15 protein-coding genes are annotated in these 19,736 nt (G+C 64.7%); 8 read left to right on the top strand and 7 right to left on the bottom strand.

Annotated elements, in window-relative coordinates; genetic code table 11:
• Window positions 1–119: 119 nt before the first annotated feature.
• From ACYVKM_RS13290 to ACYVKM_RS13275, 4 genes are all read right to left on the bottom strand, one after another.
• Window positions 120–596: a hypothetical protein gene (locus ACYVKM_RS13290; RefSeq protein ID WP_460878092.1), complete on the bottom strand. Its 477-nt coding sequence runs from the start codon at window positions 594–596 to the stop codon at window positions 120–122.
• Between the two features lie 256 nt (window positions 597–852).
• Entirely contained in the window at window positions 853–1,107 is a 255-nt protein-coding gene (locus tag ACYVKM_RS13285) for a hypothetical protein (RefSeq protein WP_460878091.1), read from the bottom strand.
• Between the two features lie 135 nt (window positions 1,108–1,242).
• Window positions 1,243–2,364, bottom strand: a complete 1,122-nt coding sequence (gene zapE / locus ACYVKM_RS13280; RefSeq protein WP_460878090.1) for a cell division protein ZapE — start codon at window positions 2,362–2,364, stop codon at window positions 1,243–1,245.
• 58 nt (window positions 2,365–2,422) lie between these two features.
• Window positions 2,423–3,112 carry an alpha/beta hydrolase gene (locus ACYVKM_RS13275; RefSeq protein ID WP_460878089.1) on the bottom strand — a complete coding sequence of 230 codons (690 nt, stop codon included), beginning with the start codon at window positions 3,110–3,112 and terminating at the stop codon, window positions 2,423–2,425.
• Window positions 3,113–3,172: 60 nt separating this feature from the next.
• Between ACYVKM_RS13275 and ACYVKM_RS13270 the strand changes: the two genes are divergently transcribed.
• Window positions 3,173–3,766, top strand: a complete 594-nt coding sequence (locus ACYVKM_RS13270; protein WP_460878088.1) for an acyl carrier protein phosphodiesterase — start codon at window positions 3,173–3,175, stop codon at window positions 3,764–3,766.
• 180 nt (window positions 3,767–3,946) lie between these two features.
• On the opposite strand, the gene ACYVKM_RS13265 is transcribed toward ACYVKM_RS13270, so the two are convergent.
• A complete protein-coding gene (locus ACYVKM_RS13265; RefSeq protein ID WP_460878087.1) occupies window positions 3,947–4,468 on the bottom strand; it encodes a c-type cytochrome in 522 nt (173 codons plus the stop codon).
• 499 nt (window positions 4,469–4,967) lie between these two features.
• Between ACYVKM_RS13265 and ACYVKM_RS13260 the strand changes: the two genes are divergently transcribed.
• The 7 genes from ACYVKM_RS13260 (at window position 4,968) to ACYVKM_RS13230 (ending at window position 18,459) form a co-directional block, all read left to right on the top strand.
• Window positions 4,968–6,230 carry an efflux RND transporter periplasmic adaptor subunit gene (locus ACYVKM_RS13260; RefSeq protein ID WP_460878086.1) on the top strand — a complete coding sequence of 421 codons (1,263 nt, stop codon included), beginning with the start codon at window positions 4,968–4,970 and terminating at the stop codon, window positions 6,228–6,230.
• A gap of 166 nt (window positions 6,231–6,396) precedes the next feature.
• Window positions 6,397–9,630, top strand: a complete 3,234-nt coding sequence (locus ACYVKM_RS13255; protein ID WP_460878085.1) for an efflux RND transporter permease subunit — start codon at window positions 6,397–6,399, stop codon at window positions 9,628–9,630.
• 153 nt (window positions 9,631–9,783) lie between these two features.
• Complete coding sequence (locus tag ACYVKM_RS13250; protein WP_460878084.1) at window positions 9,784–12,909, top strand: efflux RND transporter permease subunit; 3,126 nt, start codon at window positions 9,784–9,786, stop codon at window positions 12,907–12,909.
• 155 nt (window positions 12,910–13,064) lie between these two features.
• A complete protein-coding gene (locus ACYVKM_RS13245) occupies window positions 13,065–13,322 on the top strand; it encodes a hypothetical protein (protein WP_460878083.1) in 258 nt (85 codons plus the stop codon).
• A 464-nt stretch (window positions 13,323–13,786) separates the two neighbouring features.
• Window positions 13,787–16,021 (top strand): NADP-dependent isocitrate dehydrogenase, encoded by a 2,235-nt coding sequence (locus ACYVKM_RS13240; RefSeq protein WP_460878149.1) that lies wholly within the window; start codon window positions 13,787–13,789, stop codon window positions 16,019–16,021.
• 230 nt (window positions 16,022–16,251) lie between these two features.
• Complete coding sequence (locus ACYVKM_RS13235) at window positions 16,252–17,340, top strand: TraB/GumN family protein (protein WP_460878082.1); 1,089 nt, start codon at window positions 16,252–16,254, stop codon at window positions 17,338–17,340.
• A 96-nt stretch (window positions 17,341–17,436) separates the two neighbouring features.
• Window positions 17,437–18,459, top strand: coding sequence for a TraB/GumN family protein (locus ACYVKM_RS13230; protein WP_460878081.1), 1,023 nt, complete (start codon window positions 17,437–17,439; stop codon window positions 18,457–18,459).
• Here ACYVKM_RS13230 and ACYVKM_RS13225 read toward each other — a convergent pair.
• Entirely contained in the window at window positions 18,445–19,389 is a 945-nt protein-coding gene (locus ACYVKM_RS13225) for an aldo/keto reductase (protein ID WP_460878080.1), read from the bottom strand. The genes ACYVKM_RS13230 and ACYVKM_RS13225 overlap by 15 nt on opposite strands.
• Window positions 19,390–19,494: 105 nt before the next feature.
• Window positions 19,495–19,674, bottom strand: a complete 180-nt coding sequence (locus tag ACYVKM_RS13220; protein WP_460878079.1) for a hypothetical protein — start codon at window positions 19,672–19,674, stop codon at window positions 19,495–19,497.
• Window positions 19,675–19,736 lie beyond the last annotated feature (62 nt).

Genomic DNA, 19,736 nt, shown 5'->3' with positions numbered 1-19,736 from the left:
ATATTTGGAGGTTGCTGTTTGGCTATCCGCTTCGCAAGGTCTGTATTGCTTGTGAGCAGGCATAGAAGCTATCGACAATTCCAAACAACTGAAGTGGTGGCGGCCGAAGGTCGGCCCTGTCATGCCGCGTGGACGAAGTCCTTGGGCACGTTGGCGTCGATCCAGTGGGTGATGAACACTTCAAGCACCACACGTTGTGGAACTTCGATGCCGGCTTCACGGACAAACGCCGCGGCGGCCTTGATGAAAGATTGCTTCGACTGGCTGGAGGCTTGTCGGGCGGCGGCCTGCTTCTGCCGGAGCTGGACGATATGTGGCGACGGTTGCCCGGGCTTGGCAAACTTCTGGTAGCGACGCAGTTCGTCGGCTGCCAGGTCCGTGTCGAATGCTGCCTTCAGCGTTGCCAGCTTTGCCTTCAGCAACTGGATCAGGCAACCGGTGGCCTTGGTCAGTTCCACGGTCGTTTCGTTCGAAGTCAAAAGAATCCGGGCAAGTAGTGGCGAAAGCGCTGCGCCAGCAAGCAGGGAAGTGGATTCACCAAGCAGCTCCAGATGGCTCAAGAAGCCGGCTTGGGGGAAGGACATCTTCGTTGCCATGAGAAACCCGACGGTGCGGAGCGTGGACGATACGCCTTTATACGTGGCTCCACGTCGCCAACAGCTTGGTAGCTCGCGGCGATGCATTCCATGCTGTGCAGCATGTTCCCAAACACATCGTGGCGGCCTATGCCCGATGCAACATGCGCTTTTCCGGGTTGCGATACACCAGCGCGGTGGCGATCAATCCGCACAGCGCCGCGAACGACAGCCACAGCAACAGCCCCGGCGCGGCGCTGTTGCTGGTGAGATGGATCTACCATTGCGAGATCGCGAGGCTCGAACCGCCCAGCATGATGGTGAGGCTGTAGGCGAGCGAGAAACCGGCAGTGCGCACCTCGACCGGCATGATTTCGGTAAGCGCCACCACCAGTGCGCCGTTGTAGCTGGCGTAGATGCAGGATAGCCACAGATCCACGCCGAGCAACCGCTCGAAGCCGGGCCTGGCCACAAGCCAGTGCAGCACCGGATACGCGGTGAGCAAGGCGAGTACGGTGCAGGCGAGCAGCAAGGGCCACAGACCATGAAGTCGTATATCTCGAGGAAATTGCCGCCGACAACGCGGAAGATCGCCTTGACGTTGTCGCGGCGAGAGCGGGTCGGCATGGCATTCATGGCAGGGCGCTGCGAGGCATGACTGTCGAGGCTAGTCCGCGCGATGTTCCAGCGCCAGATAGTCCTTGCTCTGCATCTCGATCAGGCGCGATTCGGTGCGGCCGAATTCGGCCCGCAGGCGTTCGCCGTCGTACAGCTCAGTGATCGGTGCGGCGGCGGACAGCACCAGCTTGACGTGGCGGTCGTAGAACTCGTCGACCAATTGCACGAAGCGCTTGGCGGCATCCTCGCTGTAGATGGTGAACTGCGGCACGTTGGCGATGATGATCGCCGGGCCGGCCTTGGCCAGCGCGATGTAGTCGGCGACCGCGCGCGGGCCTTCGCACAGTGCGTCGAAATCGAACCACAGGATGTTGTCAGCGCGCTTGCGATACGGGATGTCGCGGCCGTTGATCTGCAGCGAGCCGTCCTGCTGGACGGACCCACTGGCCTGACTGCTGAAGATGCGCTCCAGCGCACGATGCGCTTCGGCGCCCGGCGGGGTCAGGTACACCGGCGCCTGCGCCAGCGCACGCAGGCGCCAGTCGTGCGACGAGGCCATCTCGACCACATGGCAGCGTTGCTCGATCAATGCGATCGCAGGCAGGAAGCGTGCGCGTTGCAGACCGTCCTTGTAGAGATTGGCTGGTGCGGTGTTGGAGGTGGTGACCAGGGTCACGCCACGCGCGAACAGCGCGTCGAGCAGGTTGGCCAGGATCATCGCATCGCCGATGTCGTTGACCAGGAATTCGTCCAGGCACAGTACACGGCAGCGTGCGGCGAGACCGGCGGCCACCTCGACGAGCGGGTTCTGGCGATCGCCCAGCGAGCGCAGGCTCTCGTGCACTTCACCCATGAAGCGGTGGTAGTGCCGGCGCAGCGCGACGCCATGCGGCAGGCTGGCGACGAACAGGTCCATCAGGAAGGTCTTGCCGCGACCGACGGTGCCCCACAGGTACAGGCCGGGCACCGCTTCGGGCTGATCGTTGCCGAGTAGCGATTTCAGCCGTCCAAACAGTCCGTTGCCATTGCCCGCCGGTCCGGCGCACAGCGCCGCATGCATGCGGTCGAACTCGGGCAGCAGCGCCAGTTGGGTGGGATCGGACTCCCAGCGATGCGCGGCGACGCCTTCGAGATAGCGCGCACTCGGCGCAAGCAGGGGAGTTTCACTCATGAAGCGGCAGGTCTTGGATGGAGGTGAGGGCAGTGTCAGGTACGGCGCGCCGTGCGCTTCACGACTCGCGCGCCGGTGGCAGCCAGTCGATCACGGCATGTTTCACGGCGCCGCGCAGATCCATCAGGCGACGATGGAAGAAGTGGCCGGTCTCGGGCATGCGCACCAGCTCCGGTGGAGCGTCGAGGCTGTCGATCCAGTCGAACACGGCCTGCGGTTCGACCACTTCGTCCTCCTCGCCCATCACCACCAGCCAGGGGCAGCCGGGCGGGGTGATCGACTCGAACGACCAGCGGCCGGCCGGCGGGGCGATGCTGATCAGCGCCTTCGCCTGCAGTCGGGCTGCGTTGCGGATGGTGACGTAACTGCCGAACGAGAAGCCGGCCAGCCACAGCGCATCGTCCGGCCGCGTGCGGCGCACCCAGGCCACCACGGCGGCCAGGTCATCGCCTTCACCCTCGCCATTGTCATACGCACCTTCAGAGGCGCCGGTGCCGCGGAAGTTGAAGCGCACCGTGTCCAGCCCGGATTCGCTCAACGCGCGCTCCAGCATGGTCACCACCTTGTTGTGCATGGTGCCGCCCTGCACGGGGTTCGGATGGCAGATCACCGCGACCGCGCGGCGTGCATCGGCGCGTTCGGCGACATCACTGATGGTTTCGAGCTTGCCGGCGGGGCCGTCGAGCATGAAACTGGCGGCGATATCAGGAAAGCTGGCAGGCTCGGCGGGGAGCTCGGTGGGATTCATGCACATGATGATAACCGCCGGTCGTGTCCGCCGCCTGTGGCGGCATCCGGATCAGCACGGATGAACCATCTGGCGCACATGCTGCTGGCCGGCGACGACGAATGGCTGCAACTCGGCGGCATGCTGGGTGATTTCGTGCACGGCCGACCCGATGAACGACAATTCCCCCCGAGGGTGATCACCGGCATCCAGCTGCATCGCGCGATCGACGTGTATACCGATGCCCATCCCGAGGTACTGGCGGCCAAGGCGCTGCTGCCATCGCCGTACCGGCGTTATGCCGGCATCCTGCTGGACATGTGGTTCGATCATTGCCTGGTGCGGGATTTTTCGCGCTGGTGCGCGCAACCACTGGATGAATACTCCGACGCGCTGCGTGCGCTGCTGCACCGTCACGATGCCTTGCTGCCACCGGCGCTGCGGCGGTTTCGCGGCTACATGGAGGCGCATGACCTGCCGGCCGGCTATGCCGGCGGCGCCGTGCTGGGGCAGGCGCTGGCAGGCATCGGGCAGCGGTTGAGCCGGGACAATCCGCTGGATACGGCATTACCCGTGCTGGTGGCGCGGGAGGCGGCATTGCAGGAGCGCTTCGAGGCGTTCTTTCCGCGATTGCAGGGGTTTGCGCGGGAGTGGGTCGAGGTGCATGGAGGCTGAAGGCCATGCGCGTGGTACTCCCTTCCCTGCATGCAGGGGAGGGCTCGGGACGGGTGCTTTTGATCTTATCGCAAGCGCGGACAATCCCATCCCGACCTTCCCCTGCAAGCAGGGGAAGGAGCAAACGAAAACGCCGCCCAATCAAGGGCGGCGTTTGGTCTTGCTCTATTTGAAGCTGGCTTACTTGGCCTGACCGACGATCCAGGTCACGGCGGCCTTGATCTGCTCGTCGGTGAGGGCCGGGTTGCCACCCTTCGGCGGCATGAAGTTGCCGTCCGGGCCGTGGTAACCCTCGGTGGCATGCTTGATCAAGGTGTCGAGGCCCTCGGCAATGCGCGGCCCCCACATGCTCTTGTCACCCAGCTTCGGCGCGCCAGCGACGCCGGCGGTATGGCAGCTGGTGCACAGGTGGTCGTAGATTTCCTTGCCGTTCGTGGTGCCACCGTAGGCGACCTGTGATGCAGCAGCCTTGGCGGCGGCATCGGCGGCGGCCTGCATGGCGGCGCGGCCGGTATTGCCGGCGTAGACGGCACCGGCCGGAGCAATCCGTTCGGCGATCTGTGCCGGCTCGTTCGGATTGGTCTCGTGCGGCGCATGCTCGTAAATCGCCAGGGCGGAGAAGATCAGCACCAGGGTCAGCACCACCAGGCCGCCGATCATGACGGAAAACTGGCGCAAGACGCTCTGATCGGATTTGCTCATGGGACCGCTCACGCACGTACTCCTGTCAGTGGGCAGGGCGACAAGGCCACGATGGCCGTTCCGGCATGCCTGATTTGCTTGTACTGGATTACCGGTCCGGAAAGTCATCCCGGTACGGGTTGCCGGGCCGTAGATACCCGCTTGTCGCCGCCAGACCCGTGACCAGGTCGGACAGCCAGTCGCGGATTATAAACGAAGCTCGCGGCAAGTTTCAGGCCTTCGTGCCGGTGATCTGGCGACATGGCCAGGTTTTCATGCGGCTGGCCGCGAGCTTTGTCGCGGACCGTGGGCGCTCGCCCCTGCCATCGGTCATACCCCACCCCTGTCAACCGGCATTGTCCAATCTTGTTCAACTGCCCCTATGCTTTCACCCCAGAGGAGTCCGGTCGGACTTTGTCCCGGTGGGTGAAACCGACAAACTCCATACACATCAGCTATGCATACTGCGTGATGGTGTGCCGAGTGGCCGCGCCGTTTCAGTTAAGTCCAGGAGTTTCACATGTCGCGTTTTTGGAAGATCGCATTGATCGTCATTGCGGTGATCGTGGTGGCGGCGATTGGTTTCCGGCTGCTGCACAAGCCGGCTGCCGAAGGTGGCCAGCGCCATGGCGCCCGTGCGAATGCAGCCGCAGATCAGAACGGCGGACAGGACGGCAAGGACAACGCGCCGGTGCCGGTCACGGTCGAGCCGGTGGTGAGCCAGAACGTGCCGATCTACCTGACCGGCCTGGGTACCGTGCAGGCGCTCAACACGGTGACGATCAACCCGCAGGTGGCCGGGCAGATGATGAGCATCAACTTCACCGAGGGCCAGTCGGTGAAGAAGGGCGATCTGCTGGCGCAGATCGATCCGCGTACTTTCCAGGCGGCCTATGATCAGGCGGTCGCCAAGCAGAAGCAGGACCAGGCTCTGCTCGCGACCGCGCAAAGCACGCTCAAGCGCAACCAGGCGCTGGTGGCCAGCGGCTACGTGGCCGCACTGGACATGGATACCTTCCGCAACAACGTGGGCCAGTTGCAGGCGGCCGTGACCGCGGATGAGGCGAGCGTGCGCTCCAGCAAGGTGCAGCTGGATTACACCCGCATCATCTCGCCCTGCGATTGCGTCACCGGTATCCGCAGCGTGGATCCGGGCAATGTGGTGACCACCACAACCGCGATCGTCACGCTGACCCAGGTGCATCCGATCTACGTCATCTTCTATCTGCCCGAGCAGAACCTGGAAACCGTGCGCAATGCGTTCAAGGGTGGCGCCCAGCTCGAAGTGGCAGCACTGGATCGCACCGACTCCCACCCGCTCGCCAACGGCGGCGTGCTGCAGGTGATCGACAACCAGATCGACACCAGTACCGGCACGTTCAAGCTGCGCGCACAGTTCCCCAACGCGGACAACATCCTGTGGCCGGGGCAGTTCGTCAACGTGCAGCTGAAGGTGCGTACCGATGCCGGTGGCCTGGTGATTCCGGCCCAGGCGGTGCAGCGCGGGCCGGACGGTGACTATGTGTATCTGCTGCAGGACGACAAGACGGTGAAGATGCAGCCGGTGACGACGGCCAACGAAGTGGGCGTCAGCCACGTGATGATCGTGAAGGGCCTGACGGTGGGTGAGCAGGTGGTCACCGAAGGCCAATTCCGGCTCAAGCCCGGCAGCAAAGTGCAGGCACTGAAACCCGGCGAGGTGCCGGCGGCACCCACCGCGGCGGAATTGCAGAAGTCCAAGCAGAATGGTCAGAAGGGCGGTGGCCGCCGTGGCGGCGGCTGACCAGCTCGACCTCACGCGGGGGGTGATCACGGCCGATCTGCCGCTCACCCGCACGGGTCCGTTCTCGCGCGACCCGTGTCTACGCTGCGCTTGTTCGCTCGGATTTTATTCGGTACTTCCATTGATGGTCGACCACGACCACGCCTACTGACGGTTGCGACGCCCCATGGGATTTTCGACGCTCTTCATTCGCCGCCCGATCGCCACCTCGTTGCTGATGGTGGCGATCCTGCTGCTCGGCATTCTCGGTTACCGCCAGCTGCCGGTCTCGGCGCTGCCGGAGATCGAGGCGCCCAGCCTGGTGGTGAGCACGCAGTACCCGGGTGCCAGCGCCGCCACCATGGCCTCGCTGGTCACCACGCCGCTGGAGCGCAATCTCGGCCAGATCTCCGGCCTGTCGATGATGACCTCCGACTCGTCGGCCGGCCTGTCGACGATCGTGCTGCAATTCAACATGGATCGCGACATCGACATCGCCGCACAGGACGTGCAGTCGGCACTCAACCAGGCGCGTGGCACGCTGCCCAGCACCTTGCCGTATCCGCCGGTATACAACCGGGTCAATCCGGCCGATGCGCCGATCCTCACGCTGGAGCTCACCTCCGACAGCCTGCCGTTGCGCGACGTCAACAACTACGCCGACTCGATCCTGGCGCAGAAGCTGTCGCAGGTGCAGGGCGTGGGCCTGGTCTCGATCGCCGGCAACGTGCGCCCGGCCGTGCGCGTGCAGGTGAATCCGGCACAGCTGTCCAACCTCGGCCTGACCATGGAGGACGTGCGCAGCGCGCTGACCCAGGCCAACGTGAATGCACCGAAGGGGACGCTCAACGGCGCCACGCAGAGCTACAGCATCGGCACCAACGATCAGCTCGCCACGGCCGAGGAATACAAGAGCACCATCATCAGTTACCAGAAAAACTCGGCGGTGCGTCTCTCCGACGTGGCGAACGTGGTCGATGGCGCGGAGAACGACCAGCTTGCCGCATGGGCGAACGGCAAACCGGCGGTGCTGCTGGACATCCGTCGCCAACCCGGTGCGAACATCGTGCAGACGGTGGAGTCGATCCGGCAGATCCTGCCGCAGCTGCGCGCGGTGCTGCCGGCCAACGTGCATCTGGACGTGTTCGCCGACCGCACGGTGACCATCCGCGCCTCGGTGCACGACGTCGAGTTCACTCTGCTGCTGACCATCTTCCTGGTGGTGGCGGTGATCTTCGTGTTCCTGCGCCGCCTGTGGGCCACGATCATCCCGTCGGTGGCGGTGCCGCTGTCGCTGCTCGGCACGTTCGGCGTGATGGCGTTCACCGGCATGTCGCTGGACAACCTCTCGCTGATGGCGCTGACCGTGGCCACCGGTTTCGTGGTCGACGATGCGATCGTGATGATCGAGAACATCGTGCGCTACATCGAGCAGGGCAAGGACGGCAAGGAGGCGGCCGAGATCGGCGCGAAGGAAATCGGCTTCACCGTGCTGTCGCTGACCGTATCGCTGGTCGCGGTATTCCTGCCGCTGCTGCTGATGCCTGGCGTCACCGGCCGGCTGTTCCACGAATTCGCGTGGGTGCTGACCATCGCGGTGACCATTTCGATGCTGGTGTCGCTGACCCTGACGCCGATGATGTGCGCCTACCTGCTCAAGGCTGACCAGCTGCCCGAAGGCGACGATGCACATGAGCGTCATGCTGCGGCCGGCAAGAAGAACCTGTGGACGCGCACCGTCAACGTCTACGAACGCTCGCTGGACTGGGTGCTTGATCATCGGGGCCTGACCCTCACCGTCGCATCGATCACCGTGGTGGTCACCGTGTTCCTCTACATCGTGATCCCCAAGGGTCTGCTGCCCGAGCAGGACACCGGCATGATCACCGGCGTGGTTCAGGCCGACCAGAACGTGGCGTTCCCGCAGATGGAGCAGCGCACCAAGGCTGTCGCCGATGCATTGCGCAAACAGGACGGCGTGGCGGGCGTGGCGGCCTTCATCGGCGCCGGCTCGGTCAATCCCACGCTGAACCAGGGCCAGCTCAGCATCGTGCTTAAGGATCGTGGCGTTCGCCCCAATCTGGACACGATGGTGGCGAACCTGCAGGCGGCCGCGGCAGACATTCCCGGTGTGGCGCTCTATCTCAAGCCGGTGCAGGACGTGACGCTGGACAGCCAGGTTTCTGCCACCGAATACCAGTATTCGCTATCGGACGTGAATTCGGCTGAGCTGTCCGGTTATGCGAACCAGATGACCCAGGCGATGCGCCAGCGTCCGGAGCTGGCCGACGTCGGCAACAACCTGGCCGATCAGGGCACCGCGCTGAAGCTGACCATCGACCGCGACAAGGCCAGCCGGCTTGGCGTGCCGGTGCAGACCATCGACGACACGCTGTACGACTCGTTCGGCCAGCGCCAGATCTCGACCATCTTCACCCAGCTCAACCAGTATCGCGTCGTGCTCGAAGTGGCGCCGCAGTTCCGCACCAGTACCTCGCTGCTGAACCAGCTGGCAGTGAAGAGCAACGGCAACGGTGCGCTCACCGGCAGCAATGCGACCAGCTTCGGCCAGGTCGCCTCGAGCAATTCGTCCACCAGCACCGGCATCAACGTCGCCAATACCGGCGTCATCCTCGGTAGCGGCAGCATCATTCCGATCGCCTCGCTGGCGACGTCCGAAATCACCACCGCGCCGCTGGTGGTCAGTCACCAGCAGCAGCTGCCGGCGGTGACCGTGTCGTTCAACCTGGCGCCGGGCTATTCGCTGTCGCAGGCGGTGGATGCCATCCACACGATCGAGAAGCAGCTGAATTTCCCGCCGCAGGTGCGCGGCCAGTTCATCGGCAAGGCGGCGGAGTTCTCCTCCAGTCTCGGTGACGAGGTGCTGCTGCTGCTCGCTGCCATCATCGTGATCTATATCGTGCTGGGTGTGCTGTACGAGAGTTACATCCATCCGCTGACGATCATTTCCACCTTGCCGCCGGCCGGTGTCGGTGCGCTGCTGGCGCTGATCCTGTGCGGCATGAGCCTGTCGGTGGACGGCATCGTCGGCATCGTGCTGCTGATCGGCATCGTGAAGAAGAACGCGATCATGATGATCGACTTCGCGATCGAGGCGAAGCGCACCGGCATGAACGCGCACGATGCGATTCGCCGCGCCTGTCTGTTGCGCTTCCGCCCGATCATGATGACCACCGCCGCGGCGATGCTCGGCGCACTGCCGCTGGCGCTGGGCAACGGCATCGGTTCGGAACTGCGCCGTCCGCTGGGCGTGTCGATCGTCGGCGGCCTGCTGCTGTCGCAGCTGGTGACGCTGTACACCACACCGGTGATCTACCTGTACATGGAGCGTTTCTCCGACTGGCTTGCCGCGCGTCGCGAACAGCGCGCACTCCGGCACGCGAAGCAGGGTGTGGCTTGATCTTGTCCACAGGGCGCCTTGCAGGTGGAAATGCAGGTGCCCGATCATCCAGGTTCCAGCTCAACCTTTTCGCGGCAGCTGCGTTAACAGCCTGATGAGCTCTCCGCGCGCCATCTGGGTTAACGTGATCCGTACTTTGATCAAGCCAGCTTCATGAATATCTCCGGCCCGTTCATCCGCCGTCCGATCGGCACCTCGTTGCTGGCGATCGGCGTTTTCGTGGTCGGCGTGATCTGCTATGCGCTGCTGGGTGTGTCCGCACTGCCTGACATGCAGTTTCCGGTGATCTTCGTGCAGGCCAGTCAGGCCGGCGCCAGCGCCGGCACCATGGCTTCCACCGTGGCCGCGCCCCTGGAACGTCATCTGGGCCAGGTGCCCGGTATCGACACCATGCGCTCATCCAGTTCGCTGGGCAGCACGCAGGTGTTCCTGATGTTCAATACCGGTCGCGACCTGGACGCTGCCGCGCGTGACGTGCAGGCGGCGATCAACGCGGCGCAGTCGGATCTGCCATCCGGCCTCAACAGCCCGCCCAGTTACGAGAAGGCCAACCCGAACGACGATCCGATCATCGCCTTCGCACTGACTTCCGACACACAATCCACGCGCGACCTGTACGACGTGGCCGATTCGCTGCTGGCGCAGCGGCTGCGCCAGCTCAAGGGCGTGGCCTCGGTGGATATCGCCGGTGCGTCGACGCCGGCGGTGCGTGTCGACGTGAACCTGCGCGCGCTCAACGCGATGGGCCTGTCGCCGGACGATCTGCGCAATGCCCTGACCGCGGCCAACGTGACGTCGCCGCAAGGCTTCCTGACGGACGGCCGTACCACCATGGCGGTGACCGCCAACGACGCCCTGCACAACGCCGCCGATTTCGCCAAGCTGGTGATCGCCAACCAGAAGGGCGTGGCGGTGCGCCTGTCCGATGTGGCCAGGGTCTACGACGGTACCCAGGACGCCTATCAGGCGGCCTGGTTCCAGGGCAAGCCGGCGATCCTGATGTACGTCTACAAGCAGTCCGACGCCAACATCATCGGCACGGTGGACCGGGTCAAGGCAGCCATCCCCGAACTGCACGGCTATCTGCAGCCGGGCACCACGCTGACGCCGTATTTCGATGGCACGCCGACCATCCGTGCGTCGTTGCACGAGGTCCAGGCCACGCTGCTGATCAGCTTGGCGATGGTGGTGCTGACGATGGCGCTGTTCCTGCGCCGGCTGGCGCCTACCCTGATTGCCGCCGTGGCAGTGCCGCTGTCGCTGGCTGGCGCAGTCACCTTGATGTACGTGCTCGGCTATACGCTCAACAACCTGACCCTGCTTGCACTGGTCATCGCGATCGGCTTCGTGGTCGACGACGCGATCGTGGTGATCGAGAACATCGTGCGGCACATCGACCAGGGCATGACGCGGATGCAGGCGGCGCTGGCCGGTGCGCGCGAGATCGGTTTCACCATCGTGTCGATCACCGGCTCGCTGATCGCCGTGTTCATCCCGTTGCTGTTCATGGGCGGCATCACCGGGATGTTCTTCAAGGAATTCACGATGACGCTGGTGGCGGCGATCGTGATCTCGGCGGTGATCTCGCTGACCCTCACGTCGTCGCTGTGTGGCCATTTCCTTCGGGGTCATCGCGAAATGGCGGAATCGTCGCGCTGGGGCCGGGCGATCGACCGCTTCCACGAGCGCATGCTCGCGGTCTATGTGCGGTCGCTGGATTTCTCGCTGCGGCATGCCTTGCTGCTGTCGCTGACCCCGCTGATCCTGATCGGTGTCACCGTATTTCTGTTCACCCAGGTCAAGACCAGCCTGTTCCCGCAGCAGGACACCGGCCTGATCCGCGGCCGTGCGACATCCGGCGCCACGGTGTCGTTCCAGGACTCGGTCAATCGCCAGCAGCGCCTGATCGACATGCTGCTGAAGGATCACGACGTTGCCACGGTGGGCTCGCGGCTGGGCAGCAGCCGGCAGGGCGCCAGCGGTTTCTTCGACATCCAGTTGAAGACCCATCAGGCGGGGCGCACGGACGACACCTTCGAGGCGCTGGCGCGGCTAAGCGCGAAGGCGGCGAAGTATCCGGACTTGAATGTGCGGCTGCGTCCGATCCAGGACCTGCCCAGCTTCGGTGGCGGCGGCAGCAGCCAGGGCGCGCAGTACCAGATATCGCTGCAGGGCGACGACCTGGCCGAGCTGCAGACCTGGTTGCCGAAGCTGGTGACCGAGCTGAAAAAGAATCCCAAGCTGAAGGATGTCGGCAGTGACGTCGACGATGCCGGTCTCGAACAGGACATCGTGATCGATCGCGACAAGGCTTCGCGACTCGGGCTCTCCATCGGCACCATCGACGGCGCGCTGTATGACGCCTTCGGCCAGCGCCAGGTGTCGACGATCTATTCCGACCTGAACCAGTACAAGGTGGTGATCAACGCGCTGCCGAACCAGACCGCCACACCGGCTTCGCTGGACAGCACCTATGTGCGCTCGACCAACGGCAGCATGATTCCGCTCACTGCTTTCGCGCATCAGCGGGCGGGTCTGGCGCCCACCCAGGTCACCCACGAGAACCAGCAGACCACGATGGATCTCAGTTTCAACCTGGCGCCTGGTGTGAGCATGGGCGAAGCGCTGCAGGTGATCCAGGCTACCGCCGGCAACATGCGCATGCCCGGCGACATCAAGCTCAACGTGGGTGGTGATTTCCGCCGTTTCCAGCAGTCGCAGAGCGGCATGTTGTGGCTGGTGCTGGGCGCGATCCTCACCGTCTACATCGTGCTCGGCATGCTGTACGAGAGCCTGATCCATCCGGTGACGATCCTGTCCACCCTGCCTGCGGCCGGTGTCGGCGCACTGCTCGCGCTGTGGCTCACCAACACCGATCTGTCGGTGATTGCGCAGATCGCGCTGGTGCTGCTGATCGGCATCGTCAAGAAAAACGCGATCATGATGATCGACTTCGCCCTCGTCGCCGAGCGCGAGCATGGCAAGAACCCGGTGGATGCCGCGCGCGAAGCCTGCATCGTGCGTTTCCGCCCGATCATGATGACCACGATGGTTGCCATTCTCGCCGCGCTGCCGATCGCGATCGGTCTTGGTGAAGGTTCCGAGCTGCGCCGTCCGCTCGGTATCGCCCTGATCGGCGGTCTGCTGTTCTCGCAAAGCCTTACCCTGCTCAGCACCCCGGCGCTGTACGTGATCTTCTCGTGCCTGGCAGCGCGCTGGAAAAGCTGGCGCGCGAGCCGGCAGGAGCGAGCGCGTCGCATGGTCGGCGTGCGGGGTTGAGGTACGCGCTGTACGCGATCCTGGCATGAGCTGCAGGCCTGCTTGTAAGCGATGCTTTGCCTTCGTGCACACGGCCTGTTAACAGCAGGACGGTTATCACTGAACCTGTTTCCAGGCTCAAGCCTGTTCGTTTTTCCCGAGGCAGGAGGTTCCAGATGAAGATGACTCGCCAGATCCTGATGTATGCGGCTTCTGCCGCCGCCGTGCTGGCCCTGAGTGCGTGCGGCAAGAACGATGAATCGTCCCCGCAGGTGCCCGCCACGCCACCGCCGGCCGCCACTGCGGCATCGCCGGCCACGCCGCCACCGGCGCCCGCTGCCACCACCCAAGCGCCGGCAAGCAATGGCACGGCCATGACGCCCATGAACAGCGGCACGGCCTCGCCGCCGCCGGCCAGCACGACGGGGCATTGAGGCGACGGTGTCATTGATGCTCAAACCTGTCTAAGGGTGTCCTTCGGCAGGTTTGGGTCATCGGGTGCTGATGTGGTCACAACAGGAGCGCGGCTTGGCCGGGCTCCTGTTTTCGCATGCGTGCGATATCGCCGTGCGCCGGCTTGCTGCGCGACTGCGATCGACATCGAGGCGCTCCATGCGGGCTGCAACCGCGGTCCGGAACGGGCGTGAAACTGGCCCTGGGCAGGGCCAGCACGATGCCCCATGCGCCGATGCATGTGGGCCGATTGTGCCGGGCGCGCGCTTCCCCCTCCCCGCTGAAACCGCGACAATGGGAGGCTTTTCGTGAACTCCGATCAACCTTGCCGGGGTGGCTCGCATGATCCGGTCGCCGCGGGCATGGCGCGTGCCATGCCACTGCGGCCTGACCCGGGTCGCAGCTCCCATCCCTGATTGCCGCAGCAAAGAGGCCCATGCAGACCATGTCCACCACGCCAAAGATCATCTACACGCTCACGGACGAAGCGCCGTTCCTGGCCACACAGTCGCTGCTGCCGATCATCGATGCCTACACCAGCACGGCGGGTATCGCGGTAGAGACGCGCGACATCTCGCTGGCCGGACGCATCATTGCGCTGTTCCCGGAGCTGTTGAAGGACGGGCAGAAGATCGCCGACGATCTGGCCGAGCTGGGCCAGCTGGCGACCACGCCGGATGCCAACATCATCAAGCTGCCCAACATCAGCGCCTCGATGCCGCAGCTAAAGGCGGCGATCCGGGAATTGCAACAGCAGGGTTATGCACTGCCGGATTACCCCGAGGCACCGAAGGACGTCGGCGACTGGAACGTCAAGGCGCGCTACGACAAGGTCAAGGGCAGTGCGGTGAACCCGGTGCTGCGCGAGGGCAATTCCGACCGCCGCGCACCGTTGTCGGTGAAGAACTATGCACGCAAGCATCCGCACAAGATGGGCGCGTGGAGCGGCGATTCGAGGACCCACGTGGCGCACATGGACGGCGGCGACTTCTACGGCAGCGAGCGGTCCGCGCTGGTCGGGAAGGCCGGCCATGTCAGCATCGAGTGGTTCGGCAAGGACGGTAGCCACACCGTGCTGAAGGAAAAGACGCCATTGCTGGCCGGCGAGCTGATCGATGCCTCGGTGATGAGCAGGCGGGCGCTGGCCGGCTTCATCGACGCGCAGATCGCGGACGCGAAACAGCAGGGCGTGCTGTTCTCGCTGCACCTGAAGGCCACCATGATGAAGGTGTCCGATCCGATCATGTTCGGTGTGGCGGTCACCGAGTTCTACAAGGACGTGCTGGCGAAGCACGCCGACACGCTGCAGGCTGCCGGTTTCAATCCGAACAACGGCATCGGCGACCTGTATGCACGCATCGCCACGTTGCCCGCCGATCAACAGGCCGCGATCAAGGCCGATATCGATGCCGAATACGCGAAGCGCCCGGCGGTGGCGATGGTGAATTCCGACAAGGGCATCACCAACCTGCACGTGCCCAGCGACGTGATCATCGACGCCTCGATGCCGGCGATGATCCGCGACTCCGGCAAGATGTGGAACGCCGAAGGCAAGCTGCAGGACACCAAGGCGGTGATCCCGGATCGCTGCTACGCCGGTGTCTACCAGGCGACGATCGAGGACTGCAAGGCGCATGGCGCCTTCGATCCGGCCACCATGGGCAGCGTGCCCAATGTGGGCCTGATGGCGCAGGCGGCCGAGGAATACGGCTCGCACGACAAGACGTTCCAGATCGCCGGCGACGGTGTGGTGAAGGTCATCGATGAGTCCGGCAAGGTGCTGCTGGAACACGTGGTCGAGACGGGCGACATCTGGCGCATGTGCCAGACCAAGGATGCACCGATCCAGGACTGGGTGAAGCTTGCCGTGAGCCGAGCGCGCCTGAGCAGCACGCCTGCCGTGTTCTGGCTCGATCCACAGCGTGCGCACGACGCGCAGGTGATCAGCAAGGTCGAGCGCTACCTCAAGGACCACGACCTCTCGGGCCTCGACATCCGCATCATGACGCCGGTGGAGGCTACCCGCCATTCGCTGGAGCGCATCCGCCAGGGTCTGGACACGATCTCGGTGACCGGCAACGTGCTGCGCGACTACCTGACCGACCTGTTCCCGATCATGGAACTGGGCACCAGCGCCAAGATGCTTTCCATCGTGCCGCTGATGGCGGGTGGTGGCCTGTTCGAGACCGGCGCCGGCGGTTCCGCGCCCAAGCACGTGCAGCAGTTCCTGGAAGAGAACTGCCTGCGCTGGGATTCGCTGGGCGAATTCCTCGCGCTGGCCGCGTCGCTGGAGCATCTCGGTAATCGCTACAACAATGCGGCCGCCGGCGTACTGGCGCGGACCCTCGACCAGGCCACCGGCAAGTTCCTCGACAACAACAAGTCGCCGGCGCGCAAGGTCGGCGAGCTGGACAACCGCGGCAGCCATTTCTACTTGGCGCTGTACTGGGCGCAGGCGCTGGCCGCGCAGGACGAGGATGCCGCGATGAAGGCGAAGTTCGCTCCGCTGGCCAAGGCGCTGGAAGAGAACGAGGCGAAGATCGTCGGCGAGCTCAACGGTGCGCAGGGCAAGCCGGTCGACATCCAGGGTTATTACCATCCGAACCTCACCCTGGTCAGCGAGGCAATGCGCCCCAGCAGCACCTTCAATGCGGCGCTGGCCACGCTCGCGAAGCACTGATCGCGGCCAGCCGGGTATCCGCGGCGGCAACGGATGGAACGGGGCGCTCCGGCGCCCCGTTTCTTTTGTGTATTGGCGACGCGGGCACGGACGGAATCCGGCAGCCCCATGGCATGTTCGCGGGCTTCGGTCCGCCCGGATGCCGCCGTACAGCTGTGACCGCGTATCAGGCAATCTCCGAGTCATAATGGGCCTGCCACAATGGGCGCTTCGAGAACGGAGTCATCCGGATGCGCCTGCTGTGTGGAATTTTCCTGTTCGTGCTGTGCGGCACCGTGCCGGCATTCGCGCAATCGGCTGCGGCCACTGCGCCGCTCGCACCGGTGCCGACGGACGTGGCGAACCTTGCCGCCGTGGTGGTCAGTGGCGTGCAGCCGGGCCCGGGCCTGTGGAAGGTCAGCAAGGGCGATCATGTGATGTGGGTGCTCGGCACGCTGTCGCCGCTGCCACGGAACATGCAGTGGCAGTCGCACGAGCTGGAGCAGGTGATCAGCCAGTCGCAGCAGGTGCTGCTGTCACCTTCGGTCAAGCTCGATGCCAAGGTCGGATTCCTGGGCAAGCTCTTTCTGCTGCCGTCGGCGTACAGCGCGCGCAAGAACGACGATGGTGCAACCCTGCAGCAGGTGCTGCCGCCACCGGTGTATGCACGCTGGCAGGTGCTCAAGCAGAAGTACCTCGGCGACAACCGCGGCATCGAGCGCTGGCGGCCGATCTTCGCGGCGCAGGAGCTGTATCGCAAGGCGATCTCGGCGAATGGTCTGAGCAAGACCGGCGGCATCCAGGCCAGCGTTGATGCGCTGGCCACGCGTTACGGCGTCAAGGAGGTGTCGACGGACTACCAGGTCGTCGTCGAGCACCCGGGCGCGGCGATCAAGGCGTTCAAGAGCTCCGCGCCGCACGACACCACCTGTTTCATCCGCACGCTGGACAGCATCGAGCAGGACATGCCGGCGATGAAGGCACGCGCCAATGCGTGGGCTACCGGGGATCTGCAGGCCCTGCGTGAACTGCCCGACAGCGAACGGCGCGATGCCTGCGTGGCGGCACTCGCCGGTGCGGGCTTTGCACGCACGCTGGGGCTGGACGATGTGCCGGCGAAGCAGCAGGCAACATGGCTCGCCGCTGCGCGGACGGCGCTCGTCCACAACACGCAGACGTTCGCGATGTTGCCGATGACCGAGTTGCTGAAACCGGACGGCTATCTGGCCGCGCTGAAGGCAGATGGCTATCGGGTCGAGTCGCCGGAGGATCAGGATGAGGTTCCTGCTTCCGGCAGCAGTGCCGGTGCTCCTGCAAGTGCGAGTACCTCACCGGAGTGATCCGCCGCGTGGTCCGGTCGCCAGCCGGCGTCGTGCCATGGATGCGGAAGGTATGCTGGTCCGAGCGGATATCACCGTCGCGGGGTGGAGGGCAGCATGCATGGTTTCGGCAAACGGGTGCTGATGGCAGCGCTGCTGGCGACGGCGCTTCCGGCTGCGGCCACGCCGCCACGCGTCGCGTCGCATGCAGTTACCCTGCAGACCGTGACGGTTACCGGCGTGCAGCCGGGTCCGGGCTTGTGGAAGGTGAGCCGGGGCGACCACGTATTGTGGGTACTCGGCACGCTGGATGAGTTGCCGGGCAGGATTCGCTGGCAGGCGCAGGAGGTGCGGCAGCGGATTGCCCAGTCGCAGCAGGTGCTGGCGGCGCCGGTCGTGCGCATTCACGCGGATGTCGGCTATTTCGACAAGCTGGCGTTCAATCCCGCGGGCCGGAAGCTGCAGGATGTCGTGTCGCCGACTGACTATGCGACATGGTTGCGGCTGAAGACGGCCTACATCGGCCGCGACGACAGCATCGAAAGCCATCGGCCGATCTTCGCAGCGATCCGGCTTTACCTCGCAGCGATGGAGCAGGCCGACCTTTCCGGCACGGTGATCGAGCCGGTCATCACGGATGCGTTGAAACAGCATCACCTCGGCCTGACGCCGGTGGTTTATCGCGCAGATCCGGTCGGGCCGCCTGACGCGGTCAGGAATTTCGACCTGGCCCAGGCCGATGACCTGCAGTGCTTCGAGAAGACCCTCGACCATCTCGAGGGCGATGTCGAGTTGATACGCAGCCGAGCCAATGCCTGGGCGCTGGGCGATCTGGATCGTCTGGAGCAGCTGCCGATGAGCGACCAGCTGGACGTCTGTCGTACCGTGCTCGCCGAATCGGGCGCAATGCGCAAGCTGGGCATGGCCGAACTGCACGCGAATGTGGAGGCTGCCTGGGTGGCGGCTGCGAGCCAGGCGCTCGATACCGACAAGGTCAGCTTCGCCCTGCTGCCGATGGAGTACCTGCTGGGTCCGCACAACTATCTGGTCGTGTTGCAGGCGCAAGGCGACCAGGTGGAGCTGCCAGATGGCCTGACACCACCGCCGGCCGCCGCTGCCGCGGAGTCAGCTGCTCGCTAGATCCAGTTGGGCGATCTCGTCACTGCCAAGTGCCAGCGTCATCGCGCCAAGCAGCTCATGCAGTTGTTCCGCGCTGGTGGCGCTGGCGATCGGCGCGGTAAGACCGGGCCGCGCAATCAGCCATGCCAGCGCCACCTGGGCCGGGGTGGCGTGATGGGCAGCGGCGATGGCATCCAGCGCGTCGAGCACCTGCATGCCGCGTGGATTCAGGTATTTCTTCACCGAACCGCCGCGTGCACTGCTTCTGGCCAGGTCGGCCTCGCTGCGGTACTTGCCGCTGAGGAAGCCGCTGGCCAGCGCGTAGTAGCTGATCACGCCGATGTCCTCAGAGCGGATCAGCGGCTCCAGTTCCTTTTCGTAACCGGCGCGGCTGACCAGGTTGTATTCCGGTTGCAGGCTCTCGTAGCGTGGCAGCCCGTGCTGTTTCGATACCGCCAGCGCATCGGCAAGGCGGTCGGCACGGTAGTTCGACGCACCGATCACGCGCACCTTGCCGACCTCGATCAGTCGCGCGAACGCCCCCAGGGTTTCCGCCAGCGGCACGCCGGCATCGTCCTCATGGGCCTGATACAGGTCGATATGGTCGGTCTGCAGGCGCTGCAACGACGCATCCACGGCTTGGGCAATGTTCACCGGCGACAGGCCGGGATGCTCGGCCCACTTCGCCACCTTGGTGGCGATCACGACCTTGTCGCGCTTGCCGCTCTGCCTGAGCCACCTGCCGATGATGGCTTCTGATTCGCCGCCGCTGTTGCCCGGTACCCAGGCCGAATAGACATCCGCGGTGTCGATCAGGTTGCCACCGGCGTCGACGAAGGCATCGAGCAGTTCGAACGAGCGTTTTTCGTCGACACTCCAGCCGAACACGTTGCCGCCGAAGGCGAGCGGGGCGATGGACAGCGACGATTTGCCAAGTGGGCGCTTGTGCACGGAGGAACACCTCGGAGCATTGAAAGCGCCAAGCATGCACGCGTCCGGGCAAAAGGAGCGTGATGTATCCGGGGACGTGGCATGCCGGACACGGGAAGCGTCGGCTCAGCGCGGTCCGACGAGCCGCGGCCAGACCGCCGCGCAGCACATCCGTGCGATGGACTTGGCTTTCCCGGGGGCGGGCTTGCGCCGGCCCGTCTCGGTGCGCGCATCGGGCCGCCAGGGCAGATCGGTGTGGGTGACGTGGCCGTGCAGGAACAGCAGGTTGGTCCAGAGTGAGCTCATGACGGGATCTCCTGGGGAGCATGGAGGCTTGGTGTGAGCTCAAGATACACAGGCCACATGCC

It is taken from the genome of Rhodanobacter koreensis, from assembly GCF_054782855.1.
This window is presented reverse-complemented; position numbering and strand designations above follow the sequence as displayed.